7 protein-coding genes are annotated in these 19127 nt (G+C 55.2%); all 7 read left to right on the forward strand.

Annotated elements, in window-relative coordinates; all coding sequences use genetic code 11:
• Positions 1 to 96: 96 nt before the first annotated feature.
• Entirely contained in the window at positions 97 to 1569 is a 1473-nt protein-coding gene (gene der / locus ACLJRE_RS20890; protein WP_000249411.1) for a ribosome biogenesis GTPase Der, read from the forward strand.
• 88 nt (positions 1570 to 1657) lie between these two features.
• The gene (locus ACLJRE_RS20895) at positions 1658 to 1879 is read left to right on the forward strand and encodes a zinc ribbon domain-containing protein (RefSeq protein ID WP_000406471.1); all 222 of its coding nucleotides are present in this window, start codon (positions 1658 to 1660) and stop codon (positions 1877 to 1879) included.
• A gap of 346 nt (positions 1880 to 2225) precedes the next feature.
• Entirely contained in the window at positions 2226 to 4418 is a 2193-nt protein-coding gene (sinH, locus tag ACLJRE_RS20900) for an intimin-like inverse autotransporter SinH (RefSeq protein ID WP_023212372.1), read from the forward strand.
• A gap of 57 nt (positions 4419 to 4475) precedes the next feature.
• Complete coding sequence (locus tag ACLJRE_RS20905) at positions 4476 to 5444, forward strand: SinI family autotransporter-associated protein (protein WP_023212373.1); 969 nt, start codon at positions 4476 to 4478, stop codon at positions 5442 to 5444.
• Between the two features lie 119 nt (positions 5445 to 5563).
• Positions 5564 to 11167: a DUF823/DUF824 repeat adhesin RatA gene (gene ratA, locus ACLJRE_RS20910; protein WP_076735152.1), complete on the forward strand. Its 5604-nt coding sequence runs from the start codon at positions 5564 to 5566 to the stop codon at positions 11165 to 11167.
• 125 nt (positions 11168 to 11292) lie between these two features.
• On the forward strand, positions 11293 to 18603 hold the full coding sequence (gene ratB / locus ACLJRE_RS20915; protein WP_023212375.1) for a DUF823/DUF824 repeat adhesin RatB: 7311 nt from the start codon (positions 11293 to 11295) through the stop codon (positions 18601 to 18603).
• Between the two features lie 26 nt (positions 18604 to 18629).
• Complete coding sequence (locus ACLJRE_RS20920) at positions 18630 to 18704, forward strand: IS1 family transposase (RefSeq protein ID WP_076728224.1); 75 nt, start codon at positions 18630 to 18632, stop codon at positions 18702 to 18704.
• The last annotated feature ends 423 nt before the right edge of the window (positions 18705 to 19127 follow it).

Consider the following 19127-nt stretch of genomic DNA (forward strand, 5'->3'; position numbering starts at 1 on the left):
AAAAAACGGCTCCTGGTGTAGGGGCCGTTTTCCTGTTTTTAACAATGGCGCAAAATGCGCGCGTTGTCTGATGATTTTTTTAATGAGGCTTTAAACATGGTACCTGTGGTCGCGCTTGTCGGGCGCCCTAACGTCGGAAAATCCACGCTATTTAACCGTCTGACCCGCACCCGAGATGCGCTGGTTGCGGATTTCCCGGGTCTGACTCGTGACCGTAAGTACGGTCGTGCGGAGGTTGAAGGCCGCGAGTTTATCTGTATCGACACCGGCGGTATTGACGGCACCGAAGATGGCGTCGAAACGCGGATGGCGGAACAGTCGCTGCTGGCGATTGAAGAAGCGGATGTGGTGTTATTCATGGTAGATGCGCGCGCTGGCCTGATGCCGGCGGATGAAGCGATTGCCAAACATCTGCGTTCCCGTGAAAAACCGACCTTCCTGGTGGCGAATAAAACGGATGGTCTCGATCCCGATCAGGCGGTTGTCGATTTTTACTCGCTGGGGTTAGGCGAAATTTACCCTATCGCCGCCTCACATGGTCGCGGCGTATTGAGCCTGCTGGAACATGTGCTTCTGCCGTGGATGGATGATGTCGCGCCGCAGGAAGAGGTGGATGAAGACGCGGAATACTGGGCGCAGTTCGAGGCGGAACAAAATGGCGAAGAAGCGCCGGAAGATGATTTTGACCCGCAAAGCCTGCCGATAAAGCTGGCGATTGTTGGTCGCCCGAACGTAGGTAAGTCCACACTCACTAACCGTATTCTCGGCGAAGAGCGCGTGGTGGTATACGACATGCCGGGCACCACTCGCGACAGCATTTATATCCCGATGGAACGCGACGAACGGGAATATGTGCTGATTGACACGGCGGGGGTGCGTAAGCGCGGAAAAATCACCGATGCGGTAGAAAAGTTCTCGGTGATTAAAACGTTGCAGGCGATTGAAGACGCTAACGTCGTACTATTGGTTATCGATGCGCGCGAGGGGATCTCCGACCAGGATTTGTCTCTGCTGGGCTTTATCCTCAATAGTGGGCGCTCACTCGTTATCGTAGTCAACAAATGGGATGGCCTGAGCCAGGAAGTCAAAGAGCAGGTGAAAGAGACGCTGGATTTTCGTTTGGGCTTTATTGATTTTGCCCGCGTTCATTTTATCTCTGCGCTACACGGCAGCGGCGTTGGCAACCTGTTTGAGTCCGTACGCGAGGCTTACGACAGTTCCACTCGCCGGGTGAGCACTGCGATGCTGACCCGTATCATGACGATGGCGGTTGAAGATCATCAGCCGCCGCTGGTGCGTGGTCGCCGTGTGAAACTGAAATATGCCCACGCTGGCGGCTATAACCCGCCGATTGTGGTTATTCACGGCAACCAGGTAAAAGATCTGCCAGACTCCTATAAGCGCTATCTGATGAACTACTTCCGCAAGTCGTTGGAAGTGATGGGGACGCCGATTCGCATTCAGTTTAAAGAAGGGGAGAACCCGTATGCGAACAAGCGTAACACACTGACGCCAACGCAAATGCGCAAACGTAAGCGTCTGATGAAACATATCAAGAAAAGCAAGTAATGCTTTTTCAGTAATATTCCAGGCCTGACAAGCGCTGCGCTATCAGGCCTTTCAAGTAAAAGTGAGTCACGCGCCTGAGGAGAATGTTATGGAAATAACCTGCCCCGTTTGCCATCACGCGCTGGAGCGCAATGGCGATACAGCGCATTGCGAGACATGCGCTAACGATTTCTCGTTACAGGCAATTTGTCCTGACTGCCGCCAGCCGTTACAGGTTTTGAAAGCTTGCGGCGCAATGGACTATTTTTGCCAGAACGGTCACGGTTTAATTTCAAAAAAACGGGTTAATTTCGTCATTTCCGATCAATAAAACCGCTGTCGACGTTGCGCCGCAGAGCAGAGGCGCCGACGTCTTATCCGGCTAAAGGCAAAATAGTTATTCGATACTCCCGTAATATCAGCATAGTATTCTGCCCGGCGGCTATTTAATTCTTTTTATTTATTCAACTATTTATAGGGAATATTATTCCCTAAAATTAATATTATAAATAAATAGCAGCTTTCTTTTTTATTTATTATATCAATATTATTAGTCTGTTTCATATTAAACATTTCTTTTTAGGAATATATTTAGGCCTGTTGGTTATGATTCCGTGTGAATCATCCATATAATATCGTTTTATAGAGGCGTGTTTATTTAACGACAGGGATATCATATGGTGCGAAGGATTCGCATTCTGGTTTTGCTATTAGTGTCTGGAGTATCAGTTGCGGCTTCCGGCGCAGATAACTCTGTATCTGCAAATGATGAAAGCCACTCCTCCCTGCCTGATTTAGCCAGCGAATCCGCGAAAAAAGAAGAACAGGAAAATAAAGGAAAGACCTTTAAAGAACAGGGCGCTGACTACTTTATTAATTCCGCCACCCAGGGCTTTGATAATCTCACCCCGGAAGCGCTGGAATCCCAGGCGCGCGGTTATATTCAAGGGCAAGTCACGTCTTCTGCGCAATCCTATCTCGAAGGTATGCTTTCGCCTTATGGTAAAGTGCGCACCAGTTTATCTATTGGCGAAGGCGGCGATCTGGACGGCAGTTCGCTGGATTATTTTATTCCCTGGTATGATAACCAGAGCACGCTTTTCTTTAGCCAGATTTCGGCTCAGCGTAAGGAAGACCGCACCATTGGTAACGTTGGGCTTGGCGTTCGCCAGAACGTCGGCAACTGGCTGCTTGGCGGCAACGCATTCTATGACTACGATTTTACGCGCGGTCACCGTCGATTAGGCCTGGGAACCGAAGCCTGGACGGATTACCTGAAATTCTCCGGCAACTATTACCATCCTCTTTCTGACTGGAAAGATTCCAAAGATTTCGACTTTTATGAAGAACGACCCGCGCGCGGCTGGGATATCCGCATGGAAAGCTGGCTGCCGTTTTATCCGCAGCTTGGCGCTAAATTAGTTTATGAACAGTACTACGGCGATGAAGTGGCGCTGTTTGGCACCGATAACCTGCAAAAAGATCCTCATGCCGTTACCGTCGGACTAAATTACACGCCGGTACCGCTGGTCACGGTTGGTACGGATTACAAAGCCGGTACTGGCGATAGTAACGATTTTAGCGTTAACGCGACCGTGAACTATCAGATAGGCACGCCGCTGGCGGCGCAGCTCGATCCGGAAAACGTTAAAATTCAGCACTCCTTAATGGGCAGCCGCACCGATTTTGTCGATCGTAACAATTTCATCGTTCTCGAATATCGCGAGAAAGATCCGCTGGACGTCACGTTGTGGCTGAAGGCCGACGCCACCAACGAACACCCGGAATGCGTGATTGAAGATACGCCTGAGGCCGCGGTGGGTCTGGAAAAATGCAAATGGACTGTCAACGCGCTGATTAACCACCATTACAAAATTATTTCTGCTTCCTGGCAGGCGAAAAACAACGCCGCCCGTACGCTGGTGATGCCGGTGGTGAAAGCGGATGCGTTAACCGAAGGTAACAACAACCGCTGGAATCTGGTGCTTCCTGCCTGGGTTAACGCCGATACCGAAGAGCAGCGCACCGCGTTGAACACCTGGAAAGTACGCATGACGCTGGAAGACGAAAAGGGCAATAAGCAGAATTCCGGCGTGGTGGAAATCACCGTCCAGCAGGATCGCAAAATTGAGCTGATCGTCGACAACATTGCCGATACCGATCGCAGCGATCACAGCCATGAAGCCAGCGCGCTGGCTGATGGCGAAGACGGCGTGGTGATGGATCTGCTGATCACCGATTCCTTTGGCGACTCCACGGATCGCAATGGTAACGAACTGGTGGACGATGCCATGACGCCTGTGTTGTACGACAGCAATGATAAAAAAGTCACCCTGGCCCAGACGCCCTGCACCACGGAAACCCCCTGCGTGTTTATTGCCAGCCGTGACAAAGAAGCGGGGACGGTGACGCTTTCCAGCACCCTGCCGGGCACTTTCCGCTGGAAGGCGAAAGCAGACGCCTATGGTGACAGTAACTACGTTGACGTCACTTTTATCGGCGACGACCTGAGCGCGCTGAATGCGGTGATTTATCAGGTCAAAGCCGCCAACCCTGTCAACCTTATCGGCAAAGAAGATAAGCACCCTACGGTCAATAATGCTTACCGTTTCCTGCTGTGGCGCGACAAGAATAAAGACGGCGTATTCCAGATGTCCGAGCAGCTCACGGAAGAAGAGATGGCGCTGTACGACTACCAGTGGGAGTTTACCGGGCAGAGTACAAACGGACATACCGGCGCGCTGGCCAACACCATGAATGAAGATCTTGTCCTGCCAGTAACCAATAAAGAGGCGGCGCAGAAGTTTGCCGCCAATGAGGAAGATGGCGTTCAGGGTTACGGCATACGCGTTACGTATAGCCAGAAATAGCGTCAGCGTTATGGCTGACCAGCCAGCCGCTGAATTTTGAGAAAAAGGAGAGTCTGAATGCAAGCAACAGTAAAACGGCGGCTGACGAAGGTCGCTTTAGCATTAGTAGTTGCCGGGTATTGCGCCGCGCCAGCGGTGGCGGCAAACGGTAATCTGAAATCGGGGCAGTGGCAGATTGTCTCTGAACAGACGGGCACCATTCAGGGTTCGGTGCCGTGGATTACCCGTGCGGCGGATAAAACCGCGGATACCGACAAAGATCACGTGACGGTAACTATCGATCGCGGTGAACGTAAAATTGTGACCGAAGGCGATAAGCAGTTCCACGTTGGCGATAAGGTCACGGTGAACTGGGCGATTGGCGATACGGAAGGCGACCTGGATACCGACAACGCCGCCACGAAATTGACGGTACAGTGGATGAGATACAGCGACCAGAATGGTAGCAATCCCGAAGAGATTGGCACCAAAGGTAGCGATACCTATGAAATTCAGGCGGGTGACGCCGACCACTATATCGGTATCAAAATCACGCCAACCACCACCACCGGTGATCCTGCCGTGGCAGCTGAACTGCTGTTGAAAGACCTGTCGACCGATGCGGGCGGTGGTGCGGATGGTGACGATATTCCGGAAGGTCCGGTGGTGGATGAAAACGTCCATGTGGTTATCTACGAGTCTGGCTCAACCACCAACCTGCTGGGTACCTCTACTCCGCTCAAAACCAACACAACTTATAAAGTTCTGTTGTGGAAAGATAAAGAGGGTGGTACGGCAGGTAAATACGATACCGGTGAAGAGGTTACCAGCCAGTACGACTACCGCTGGAAATTCGTCGGCACCAGTAAAATTGCAGGTACCGGTACTGGCGGTATCGTTAACGAAAGCTGGAACGATAAAGACCTTGTCATCCCTGTCACCAACGCCGAAGCGAAAACGGCGTTCGAGGGCGCGGAAGGCGGCGTTACCGTGGGTACCGACGGTGTCCAGGGCTTTGGTCTGTCTATCGACTACAAACGCAAATAAGTTGTCCTCAACATACCACTCCCTGCGGGGAGTGGTATTTTCCGCGCACTTTGCTTAGCTGCACGCTAAGCAAAGTGGGTTGAATCACGACAGAGAATGAATACGGGTGGCTATCGCTCATGAACAGGAATCGGCAAGTGAATAAAGTGGTACATTTCTTACTGACATTACTGATCATGTTTGCAGTGTCGATCGCGCCTGCGCAGGCGCTATTGAAGGGCGGAACCTGGCAAGAGCTGAACTCGACGACCGGCGCGGTTAACGGCACCGCGCCGCTGGCCGACGGTGCCACTATTCCCCTGTATCAGGGAAGTATGCTGCTTGACCCTACCAAGACCTACGATATCGAGTTTACCGCCATGCCGCGCGATTTTAGCGCTGATGCCTCCTCAACCTCGATGCGTGCGGTCAACTCCACCGATACGGAAGGCGATCTCTTTACCGATCCGCCCTCCATCGCCTGGGAAAATCAAGAACCGCCGACCATGAGCCTGGTATGGGCCGATGCCGCCACGCCGGATACACCGCTCTCGCCGCAGCCGATTCTTAACCAGACCTTTTGCGCCCAAAACCTCGCCGGGCGGCAACTGGTTGCCTGGGCGCAGGTGGAAGATGAGAACAGCGTTCCCGCACTGTGGCTTTATACCCGTACCGGGGTGCCGAACAGTGCGGTCATTCCGCTACTTAGCCCGAAAGTGACGCTAAATATCAAACCGGCGGTGAGCGATCCTGTTTCTGTGAGCGGCGATCATATTGACGCCAACTTTGCAGCCTCGAAAGTCAAAGCGGGGGAGAGCATTACCCTCACTGTCTCCACCAAAGCCTGTAATGGCGACGTAGCGCCGAATGCTGCCTTCGTGATCCGCCGCGAGGATGCAATCAATCGCCAGGGCGTGGTCAATAACGCTAACCCGGTGCGCGTTGGCGATACCGAGTTAACGACTACGCAAACAGAATATCACGGTGTAACGGACGGGCAGGGCAACGCCACGGTGGTGGTGACGCAAGAGCAAGGTCCGGGGGTAAAAACACGACTCATCGTCTCTTCGCAAAGCTATCCCACGCTGACCGACAATGTCGACGTCATTTTCACTACCATCACCAGCCCTGACAGTGATAAGGCCAACATGTACGGTCATATGCTTGAGAACGCCACGGCGACGCTGAACGGTACGACCTACACTTTCACCCGCCCGAAACTGGCGGCGGAAACCAGCGGAAATGGCGGCACCGTTGTGGACACCAACGAAACCTGGGCGCAGTTTACCTGGAGTGGCGCGGATAACCATTGCGACATTCTGCCGGATGCCGAACAACTGGTGGCGCTAAGGCATGAGCATAGTGCGTTGGCAACGTACACCGGCTGGCCGGTGACGGGCGATGCGGAATACTGGTCGTCAACCAAAGATCAGATAAACGACTACCACGCTGCCGTGCATATGAACAGCGCGTCGGTCGTCAGGGCCGCCAACAGCGACACGCTACTGGTCAGTTGTGTGGATAAGGCCCAGCCTGCGGCGCATCCGCAGATAACGCTCTCTCCAGAGGGGCCGTATAAAGCACAGGTGGGGGAATCGATTGATTTAGTGATGACCGTTGTGGATCGCGACACGCAAAAGCCGCTGCCTTATCGCTATATGGAGCTGTTCATTGACCCAGCGAAAAACCGCAAAGGAGAGCATCAGGACGCGTGGGATAACCAACGGGTTACAATCAACACCGAAGATATGCGCGCCTCGTCGCCGGAACACTATACCGGTGTGACCGACGCCAACGGCCAGGTACACCTGACGTTAAAACACGACAGCGGCCTGGGCGTAGAAACGCCCATCCGCATCGTGATGCCGGATGATGAAGGCAGCAGCGTCGAATTGCCCTTTAGCGTCATTTTCACCGTGATAACCAGCCCGGACGTGGACGGCGCCAACATGTGGGGCCACATGCAGGGCGTGGTGGACGCGGGCAACCTGTATAAACGCCCGCTGCTGGCGGTCGAGGCCAGCCACAAAGACGGCCAGTTCAGCGAAAACAACGAAGAGTGGGCGACGTTTAATTCAGTGGAAAAAGCCACCGCGCAGTGCGGCATCGGCCAGGTGCCGGATCAGTCATCGCTGGCGCATTTATACAGCGAACATGCTGGCGGCAAGATGGAAAGCGAACACGGCTGGCCAACCGAAGACTATTACATCGCCGCGGACAGCGACGCCTCGGGAACGGCGCACGTCAACCTTGAAAACGGCGATAGCGGTAAATTTACCAATCAACCGAATTACCTGACCTGCTCGGCCAACGAAATGGTGGCGCAGCTTGAGGTCTACTTCAACGATGACCCGGCGACCAAAAACAGCGATGCGGTTGCCAAAGTGGGTGAGCAGATTAAGCTGAACATTCATTCGCGCAACGCCCTTAACGGCATGGCGATCGCCAATACCGACTTCACCGTCACCATGGCGAACGGCAAACGGCGCGACGGGCTGACGACCGGTTTTACCGACACCAGCAATGGCCAGATGCTGTTTGATGACGTGGGCTACCTTGCCGGGCAGACTTATCATGGGATCACCGACGCCAACGGCGATGCGACCATTATCCTCACCCAGCCGAAGGGAGTAGGGCTGCTGACGCCGTTAAGCATTGCGCCCGTCGATTCATTAATCAGCACGCCCGTTTCCCGCAGCGTGAAGTTTACCGTCGCCACCAGCCCGGATACGCCAAAAGCCAAAATGTGGGGCCATATGGCCGATACCATCACCGTCGGCGATCTGACCTTTGAGCGGCCTAAGCTGGCGGATGAAGTGACGCCGGAACGTACTCAGGCTGAGGCTAGCGAAACCTGGGCGCGCGTTCTGCACCCTGACGCGGCGGGCAACCCGGATAAGGGCGGCTGTGCGGCGAACCGCCTGCCGCGCATCGATCAGCTTGAGGCGTTGTACAACGCCAACAGCGACGGCGTGATGAAAAGCACCCAGGGCTGGCCGACGCTGCTTAACTACTGGTCTTCGACCTTCCAGAGCGCTACCACGTGGAAACTGATCTCGCTGTTTAGCGGCAGTGAGTTCGCCAACGCCAACGTCTCGATTTACGCCAGCTGTCTGGCCAGCGATAACCCGGCGGCGGCCTCGATTACCATTGAACCGGTGGATGCGTCGCAGTGGTACGATGGCGGCGGCGTTCACGCGGTCAAAGCGAAAAAAGGCGACACGATGCAACTGAAGGTGACGGTGAAGGACGCCAGCGGCAACCCGATCCCGGAAGCGCCGTTTGTGCTCACCCGCGGCGACGGTTACGATCGCAAGGGCGAGAAGTACACCGCCAGTGAAGGCGACGATCTGCAAGGCATCGTCACGCCCGTGGTGATCGATGGCGAATCGCTGACCTGGACCACCACCAAAATGGGGATGCTGACCGGCGCTGACGGCACCCGCATCATCAGCGTTACCCGCCCGGATACCCACGGCACCCGAACGGCCATTATCGCCACGCTGTATGAAAACGCTGCCGTGAGCGCCAGCATCGACACCATCTTTACCGTCATCACCAGCCCGGATGTCGACGTCGCCCGCATGTGGGGGCATATGTTGCCGTCGCTCACGGCGGCGGATGGCGCGGAGTATCAGCGTCCACAGCTCTATGCTGAATTAGCCAATCAGGCAAGTGCCGCGCAATATACCGAAGACAACGAAATCTGGGCGGGGCTTTATGGGCCAGGCAGTTCAAAAACCGACCCCGCTGTTAACTGCGCTGCGGGCTATTTCCCTTCCATCGAGGCGCTGGATTCGCTCTACAGCAAATACCCAAACCGCACGATAAAAACCGCCCAGGGCTGGCCGATCAACCGTTCTTACTGGAGCGGTTCCAGTTCCTGGTCGTTAACCGGCGGAAAGCCCCGATCCTATTACACTGTCGATCTGGATGATGATTCGCGTCGAAGCGTCGTTAATGACGGTGTGAACGACAGGCAATACCAAATTTGCGCAACGACGCCGAAGACGCAGGCTACGCAAATTACGCTCACCTCCACGCTGGCGACGGATGACACTATTCAGGCGGTGAAGGCTAAAAACAGTGAGTCGATCCCACTGCTCGTCACCACCACCGATGCGGCGGGCAATCCGGTGCCTTATACGACGTTTTCGCTTAAGCGCGACGCCGGGACGCCGCGTAAAGCTGATTACCCGTTTACCAACAGCTACACCATGACGATGACGCAGTCTGGTGGCGCGACGCAAGAGTTTGCCTACAGTTCATCGGTTCTTTATGGGGCGACCGGGGCGAACGGTACGTTGGCCCTTTCGCTTGACGAACCTGGCGGAGTCGGGGTGAAAAGCGTGGTGACTGCCAGCCTGTATGATACGCCGACAGTAACCTCGTCGCTGCCGGCAGTGTTTACCGTTATCACCAGCCCGAACAGCGACAGGGCCAATATGTACGGCCATATGCCGGAAACCTTCACCGCCAGCAACGGCGCGAAGTTTACGCGCCCGCTGCTGTATGGCGAACTCTCATCGCAGAATCATACGTCGAGTTACTTCGAAACCAATGAAACTTGGTTTACGGTGAATAATTTTAATACCGGGAATTATGGCGCGTGCCCGATAAATCAGATGGCCACGCTGGACGATCTCAATTCTCTGTACGGCGATCATCCCAAAGGCAAAGTCACGACCGACATTGGATTACCCATCAAGAAAAAATGGTGGGCAGGCGACAGCCTGGTAAAAAATCAATCCATTTACTGGCAATTTACCGATCTCAATACGGGTAATGGCGGCACCACGTTGGAAACTCCGGGGAATTTCTATTACCAGCTCTGTCTGACGGAACCGCGACAGATGAAGATTGCGTTATCTACGGACGTGTGGAACGCGGATAAATCGGCGGCAGTGGCGAAAACAGGCGAGGCGATACCGATGACGGTAACGGTGACTAACGGCGCCGGGCAGCCGCAGGCGGGGGCGACGGTTATGCTGACGCGTGATTACTCTTATTCGCGTGGCACGGTGGATAGCAAATACATTCAGGCCGGTGTGATTGGCGAGCCGGTTGTGTCCAAAGGCGCGTTATCAGACATGACCCTGACGCCGGTATCGCCTGCGGGTGCGGCAGTGGTGTTTAATAACCAGAGGGGAACCAGCACGAAATGGTATGGCGTCACCGGCGATGACGGTAAGTTGCGGTTCACGTTAAACCAGGATAAATCGCTGGGTTTGAGAACATCCATCACGGCGACGCTTTCGGAGCTGGCTGGCGAGACGGCGAGCGTCGATGCGATCTTTACGGTACCAACCAGCCCGGATACGCCGTATGCGTCATACTGGGGCCATATGCCGGATACCGTTGAGGTTAACGGCGTTACGCTGCGCCGCCCATTCCTGAAAACAGAGATGTCCAAAATGCCGCCAGGCACCTGGCCGCTTAATAATGAAACCTGGGCGGCGAACTATATTGATTATGGTGAAACATCCATTCATGCTACGACATCGCTGCCTTATCTTTGCGGCTCGCTGGAAAACGCCGCGACGCTGGACGATCTGAAGGCGCTGAAGAACATCATTGGCGACCTGCACTGGCCTACGGCTGCGCCGGCGTCGTCGTATACATATGACTATGCATCGCAAACGATGGTTGGCGGTAAGTATTGCTCATTTAACGAAACGACCAATACGGAAAACTGTACGCTTTCAAGTCAAGGTTTTGCTTATGCCTCGTGCCGGGTGCAGTAGGTTGGGTGAGGCGCGCCCAACCTGTGTATCCCTTGCGGCTGGCGTTGTGCCGGTCGCGATGCATTTTTAATTCCTTGTATTAATGGAATGAGCTGCAACGAAATGGACTTTTCTCAGGTACGTCAGTGAAATCGAAAAAGTGTGTCGGTTTTTTATCCTGGTTGCTGTTATGCGCCTTTATTTTAACGCCTTTCTTCGCGCAGGCCGTGCGAAGCAGCGGTGCATGGCAGGAACTCACTGAGCAAACTGCGGCTATTAACGGTACTCCCCCTCAGGCCGATAGTGTGACGATCCCGGTCTATCAGGGCAGCGTGCAGTTGCGATCTGATGCGGCTAATTCTGTTGATTACTCCGCGAAACCCAGCCAGTTCAGCACCAGCGATGCAGGCAGCGCGCTGACCTTAACCAATCCGCACGATACCGAAGGCGATATTTTCGCCGATCCGCCGCTGGCCTGGCAGGCTGAACGCGCGCCCACCGTCACGCTGGTGTGGGCCGACGCCGCCACGCCGGATACGCCGCTGTCTCCGCAGCCATCGGCAAACCTGACGTTCTGTGAGCAAAATATGGCGGGCCGCCACCTGGTAGTCTGGCCGCAACTGGATACCTCAACCGCCGTACCGCCGCTGTGGCTGCTTACCCGCACCGGCGTGCCTTATGACAGCGCGGTAGAGATACTCAATCAAAAGATTGCGGTGGATATTGCCCCCGCCGTGGGCGACCCGGTAACGCTCGCCGCCGATCATCTGGACGAGTCGCTCAACGCCGCGAAGGTCAAAGCCGGTGAAAGCATCACGCTGACGGTGAATACCAAAGGCTGTAACGGCGAGCCTGCGGGCAATATCGCGTTCGTGATTACCCGCGGCGATGCGCTGAATCGCCAGGGCGTGGTGAACAATACCGTGCCGGTACGCGTCGGCAATACCGAACTGACCACCACCGCCACCGAATATCACGGCACCACCAATGCGGAAGGCGTGGCGACGGTGACCGTCACCCAGGCTAACGGTCCGGGGGTAAAAACCCCACTGGTGGCGCACCCGTCAGGTGCGCCTGCGCTGAAAGCCGACGTGGACGTGATTTTTACCACCCTCACCAGCCCGGACAGCGGCAGCGCCAATATGTACGGCCATATGGCGGACAATTCCACCGCCACGGTGGACGGCGAAAGCTACACCTTTAGCCGCCCCAAACTGGCGGCGGAAACCGACGGCGAAGATCGTGCCGTCAGTATCAACAATGAAAGCTGGGCGCAGTTCAACTGGGCTAATGCGGATAAACACTGCGATATTCTGCCGGATGCGCGCCAACTGGAAGGGTTAAAAATTGAGCGCGGCGATTTATCCACCACCCTCGGCTGGCCGGTGGGGCTGACATCCGGAGATGAAGAGTACTGGTCCTCCTCCCAGGGATCGATCGCCACCGACCATATCAGCATTGATATGCGCAGCAGCAGCCTTACGCAAATGCCGGACGCCACGCAATCGCTGGTAAGCTGCGTGGATAAAGCCTCGCCTGCGGTCACGCCGAAGTTAGTGATTAGCGCCGATAGTTTTGATTCAACGGTCAATGCCGCGAAAGTCGAGGTTGGCGATGAGATCAATATGAAGATCAGCGTGACCGACAGCGCCACCAACAAACCGCTGCCCTATCGCTACTTTAATGTCTATCTGGGCGACGAACAGAATCGCCAGAATCAAAAGAACGCCGATATTGACGCGGCGCATCAGTGGTCGGATGAACCGGTCGTCATCACCAATCTGGAAGGAAGCGACGGTCACTATCACGGCGTCACCGACGCCAACGGCCAGTTCTCGCTGGCGCTGACCCAGGATCGGGGCGCGGGCGTGTTAACCCCGGTGCGCGTGGTGTTGTTCGACGGGACAGAAGCGACGCAGAACGTCATTTTTACCGTAGTCACCAGCCCGGACGTGGCGCAGGCGCGCATGTGGGGCCATATGCAGGGCGTGGTGGAGGCGGGCAATATCTACAAACGTCCGCTGCTGGCGGACGAAGCCGCGCAGGACACCGGCTCTGAATTTGAGAATAACGAATACTGGGCCACGTTTAACTCGGTAACGGCGGCGACAAACCAGTGCGGCGCGGGCCAGGTGCCGGGGCAACTGCTGCTGGATACGCTGTATGCGGCCCATTCCGGCAACGCGATGGAAACGACCTACGGCTGGCCGACGCAGAAACACAGCTATATCGCGGCGGATACCGATGGCTCTACCACCGCGCACGTCAACCTGGCGACCGGCGCGGACAGCATGTTCAGCGGCGCTGAACCGAACTATCTTTCCTGTTCCGGCAACGAACTGGTGACCATCCTGAACGTTTACTTCGATGGCAACGAGTCGTTACGCAATGCGGTCGCCAAAGTGGGCGAACAGGTAACGATGAACGTGCACTCCGTCAACGCGCTGAACGGACTGACTGTGCCTAACGCCGCGTTTACCGTGACCATGTCGCATGGCAAAAATCGCGACAACGCGACGACCGGTTTTACCGACTCCAGCGACGGAACGTTGGTTATGGGGGGAACCTCGTTTGGCTCCTCCCAGGCGTCGATGACGTATCAGGGCATCACCGATGCCGAGGGGAACGCCACGCTGGTGATTGAACAGCCGCAGGGCGTCGGCTTGCTGACGCCGCTGACCGTACTGCCGCTCCACTCGCTGATCACCACCCCCGTCAACCGCAGCGTGAAATTCACCGTACCCACCAGCCCCGACACGCCAAAAGCGCATATGTGGGGGCATATGGCGGATACTATCACCGTGGACAATATGGAATTCCAGCGGCCAATGCTGGCGGAAGAAGCCCCCGCCGCAACCAGGACCGAAGCTCAGAATAACGAAACCTGGGCGCGCGTTACCCATGCCGATGCGCTGAACAACCCCGACGCCGGAGGCTGCGAGGTCAATCATCTGCCGCAAGATCACCAACTTAGCGCGCTCTATACCGCGAACGATGGCAATAAAATTCACACCGTATCCGGCTGGCCGACGTCGTATAACTACTGGTCTTCCACCTTCGCCAGCGCCAGTTCGTGGCAGACGGTATCGCTGGCCTCCGGCAGCAAAACCGCTTCCGGCGACGCCTCCGATTTTGTGAGTTGCCTGGTTGGCGTCAATCCCACGGCCGCCTCAATTACCATCGAACCGGTAGATACGTCGCTGTGGTATGACGTCGGCGGCGAGCACGCGGTGAAAGTGAAAAAAGGCGACACCCTTCAGCTCAAGGTGACGGCGAAAGACGCCAGCGGCAATCCGGTCCCGGATGCGCCGTTTGTGCTCAGTCGCGGCGACGGCTATACCCGCCAGGGGGAAAAACACATCGCCGGTAGCGGCGACGGCATCGTTTCTGCGGTGGTCATCGACGGTGAATCGCTCAACGATACCGCCACCAAAATCGGCGAACTGACCGGCGAGGACGGCAGCAAAATTATCAACGTCACCCGCCCGGATACCCACGGTACGAAGGTCGCGATTACGGCGGCGCTGTACGATAACGCCAGCGCGACGGCCAGCATCGACACCATCTTTACCGTGGTCACCAGCCCCAATAGCGACAAAGCCAAAATGTGGGGCCATATGCCGGAAACGGTAGCGGCGGCCAACGGCGAGGTGTTTAAACGCCCGCAACTGTCGGCTGAAATCGCCAGCGGCATTACCCACGGCAGCAATACGGAAAACAACGAAACCTGGGGCAGCGTGAATTTTGATGTAGCGAAAGACGCCTGCGGCGCGGGATTTGTGCCCTCGCTTGCCGACCTCCAGTCGCTGTACGACGCCTGGCCCGGCGGCGCCATGAATACTCAACAGGGCTGGCCGCTGGACGGTAAAAACTACCAGGACAGCACCGCCGATTTAAGCAGGACGTCGGAAAACCGCTATGTTAAGTCGATTAATCTGCGCGACGGCGGCATCGGTTCGCTGCTGTGGGATGAAAAACTCTATTTTGTCTGCCTGCAAAACGCCCATCCGGTGGCGACGCAGATAACGCTGACTTCGCCGCAGTATAACGACAGCGATGGTTTCGCTAAAGCGAAGGTCGGCGAGACGATTCCGGTCACCATCACCACGCTGGATGCCCAGGGCAAGCCGGTGGCGGACACGCCGGTTATCTTTACGCGCGGCGACAGCATTGGGCGGGCGAATCAGGAGGTTAACGGTTCGCAGGCGGCAGCCATACAGATTAACCACAGCGACGCGCGTAACAGCGGCGTTGAGTATTACACCGCTACCGGCGCGGACGGTACGCTGACGCTGGATATCAGCCAGGACGGGAGCGCTGGCTTTAAAACGCCGCTGATGGCGTCGATAGAGCACAGCAACGCCACAACGACCGCGCCATTGCCGGTTATTTTCACCGTGGTTACCAGCCCGGACACCCCGAAGGCCAGCTACTGGGGCCATATGGCGGAAACGTTAACCGACAGCAGCGGCGTGGCGTACAAACGTCCGCTGCTGGCGAGCGAGTTCAGCGCTACGCCCGGCAAAACGCTGACCATCGCCAACGGCTACTACGACAAGGGCGAAACCTGGGGCATGATAACCGTCGATAAAGCCTGGAACGGCGTCAGCGGCGGCTGCGGGCGCGATTATCTGCCCAGCGTCAGCAACCTCCAGACGCTGTACAATACCTGGCCTGATAATGCCATGCGTAGCCGTAACGGCTGGCCGATGACCAGTTCGGGCAACAACAACGTCAGCCGCTACTGGTGGGCGGGGGATTACGTGATATCGTCAGACGGCGCGCAGTCGCTGTACGCAGCGGTCAACCTGTTTAACGACGGCAATGATGTCAAAACGACGACCAGCACCACGGCTTACTACATGCAGACCTGTCTTGTCTCGGCGCGCCGCGCCGCTGCCAGCCTGACGCTGACGCTGGCAGGCCAGGATGAAGCCACCGGAATCGCAAAGGCGAAGAAGGGCGAGCAGATTGCCGCTACCGTCACGGTGAAAGACGCCGCAGGCCAGCCGATGAAAAACGTGATGGTGAAAATCAGCCGGGGAACGTCGTACAATCGCGCCAACAGCGCCGCATCGGCTTCAGGTGCCACAGACGATATTACGCTACGTAATGTGATGCCGTCCGGCCTTGCGACATCCCTGCTGGATACCTCCGCGAAATATCTGTACGTGGAAACTGATGAACTGGGTCAGGTGACATTTACCCTGGCTCAGGACAGTACCACAGGTTTAAAGACCACTATCAGCGCCGCCACGATGGACGGCAGCAACCTGACGGACAGTAAAGACGCAATCTTTACCGTAGTGACCAGCCCGGACAGCGATAAGGCCAAATACTGGGGCCATATGCCGGAAACCTTTACCAACAGTAAGGGGGTTGAATTTAAGCGACCGCTGCTGCGCGCTGAACTTTCTTCAACAGCGGACACGTCGGGTTATACGGAAAATAACGAGTCCTGGTATACCTGGAGCCGTTATCCGAATATGTATCAGGACACCGCCAGCCCGTGCGATCGGCTGGGGTTGCCGACGGTAAATGATTTACAGACGCTATATACCGATTATCCCAATGGCGCACTCACGACAACGCTTGGCCTACCGGTGGCATCAGGAAAATATTGGGGGGCGGGTAACTCAGTACCGGATGCCACGCACTCAGACAGTCAGTTCCAGTATGTCAGACTCAGCGATAATAATACGCTGACAACCAAAGCCAATACCGCCACGGCGCAGCTTTGTCTGGCAAAGCGCCGGGACTTGTCGATAGAACTCACCTCCAGCGCCATGGATGCGGATAAAGGCGCTCCAGTGGCGAAGAAGGGCGAGAGTCTGCCGTTGACCGTCACTGTGAGGGATGGTTCTGGCACGCCGCAGCCCAATACTGCTATCCGTTTGGGACGAACGCTTTCGATAGACCGGGCGGGTGTCGTTGATGGCAGTTCCGGCGGAGGCATGGTACTCACATCGGTTGCGCCGTCTACGGGCTCAATGACGTTTAACTGCACGGTATCTTCGTGCACAAATTATTGGTATGGCATTACGGATGAGGATGGTAAAGCGCAACTCGAAGTGACGCAGGATGACTCCCGTGGCCTGAGAACACCGCTGCAGGCGATGCTTGTCGACGATCCGCTGACAGTTAGCGATATGGACGTCATTTTCACCGTCATTACCAGCCCGGACAGCGATAAAGCCAAATACTGGGGACACATGCCGGAAACCGTGACCAACAGCGCGGGCGTGAAGTTCCGGCGTCCGCTACTGGCGGCGGAGATGACATCGAATAGCGGTACTTACCTGGTTAACAATGAAACATGGCCCTTAGTCACCGCAGCGAACACTGAAAAAGCGGGCGCAACCGGCTGTGATGTCGAATACCAGCCGTTGTCAGGCGATCTGCAAACGTTGTATGGCGACAATCCTGACGGCGCAATCGGTACAAACTACGGCTGGCCGGTGGCGGGGAACAAATCCTGGTGGGCGGCGGATCGTGCGCCGAATACCGGATATTACCAATTTATAAACCTGAATAGCGGCGATAAAGGCACCGCCAGTTCATCGACTGCCACCGGCGCTCAGGTGTGTCTGGTCGAGCCGCGTACTTCTACTCCTGCCAGTATTACGCTGACCTCGACGGCGATGGACGGCGCGAAAAACGCGGCGGTAGTGGAGAAGGGAGGCGCGATGCCGTTAACGGTGACGGTAAAAGATAGCAGCGGTAACCCGGTCGCCAACGTCGGTTTTACGCTGTCACGTGGCGATTCGAAAAATCGGGCAGGTACGGTGGTAACGGATGGCGACGTGGCAGCGGATGCCGGAGCAGACGATCTCATGCTTAAAGCGCTGACACCCGCAAGCGCCAGCCAAAGTATGACCACCACCGGGAGTATCTTTACCGGCACTACCGGCAGCGACGGTACGGCAACGTTTACGCTTAATCAGGATAAAAGCCTGGGGCTGAAAACGCCACTCACGGTGAAACTGACGGACAATACGACTCTTCACGCATCACTGGATGTGATTTTTATGGTACTTACCAGTCCGGATACGGATAAAGCGTTGTTCTGGGGAAATATGGCGGATACGACATCCGTTAACGGAAAAACGCTGCATCGTCCGTGGCTTCAGGCTGAGCTGCTGTCAGGCGTGACGCCAGTATTTACCAACGGAGTGCATACAAATAACGAGTACTGGGCGATGGCGCATACGGTGGACAACACTAAATGGGATATTGCCAAACAGTGCGGTAGCCTTAGCAAAGCACCGGATAATAACGACCTGTTGACGCTGTATCATTCCATTAGCTCGTTAGGCTGGCCGACGCAGGGCTATCCCTATTTATCTAAATCAACCTCGAGCGGCGGCATGTATTGCGGCGTGGATGAGAATACCAGGAATCAAAACTGCGCCATTAAGCCGGCAAGTTCAGCAGGTTATGCGACGTGCGTGGATTAACGTATTAAGCGTCTGGCACGAAAAAAATCTGCTTTTCATGTTCCATTGAGCTTCATGAAAAAGTAATCGACACATTCATTGAAAAGTATATGTTCTGCTAATTGGAGTCACCACCGTTTGCCGCGAGTGTGTAAAAGCGCTGTCTCGCTTCTGCAACCCGGCATCTGGCGCTACCCATATACTCTAAATAATTCGAGTTGCAGGAACGCAGCCGCAGCACATGCAACTTGAAGTATGACGAGTATATTTACAATAACACCAGGTGTCGCATGATAATCACACCTTTTTCCCCACGCATCTATTTATCTCAATATATGAAACCATTAAATATCATCCATAGTATGAATATTTATAAAATGGTTGGATATATTTATATCAATTATAAATTAATCAAAGGTTGACCTGGCATTGAAATAGACCTTGAAATTAGTTAATAATCTGTCTTTGATAATATATTGTTACAGATGATTGTAATCATTCATAGAACTATATTTTTGTTATTTATTATTTATCTCATTTATATA

The sequence above is a fragment of the Salmonella sp. SAL04157 genome (assembly GCF_046551635.1).
Taxonomy (GTDB): Bacteria; Pseudomonadota; Gammaproteobacteria; order Enterobacterales; family Enterobacteriaceae; genus Salmonella; species Salmonella enterica.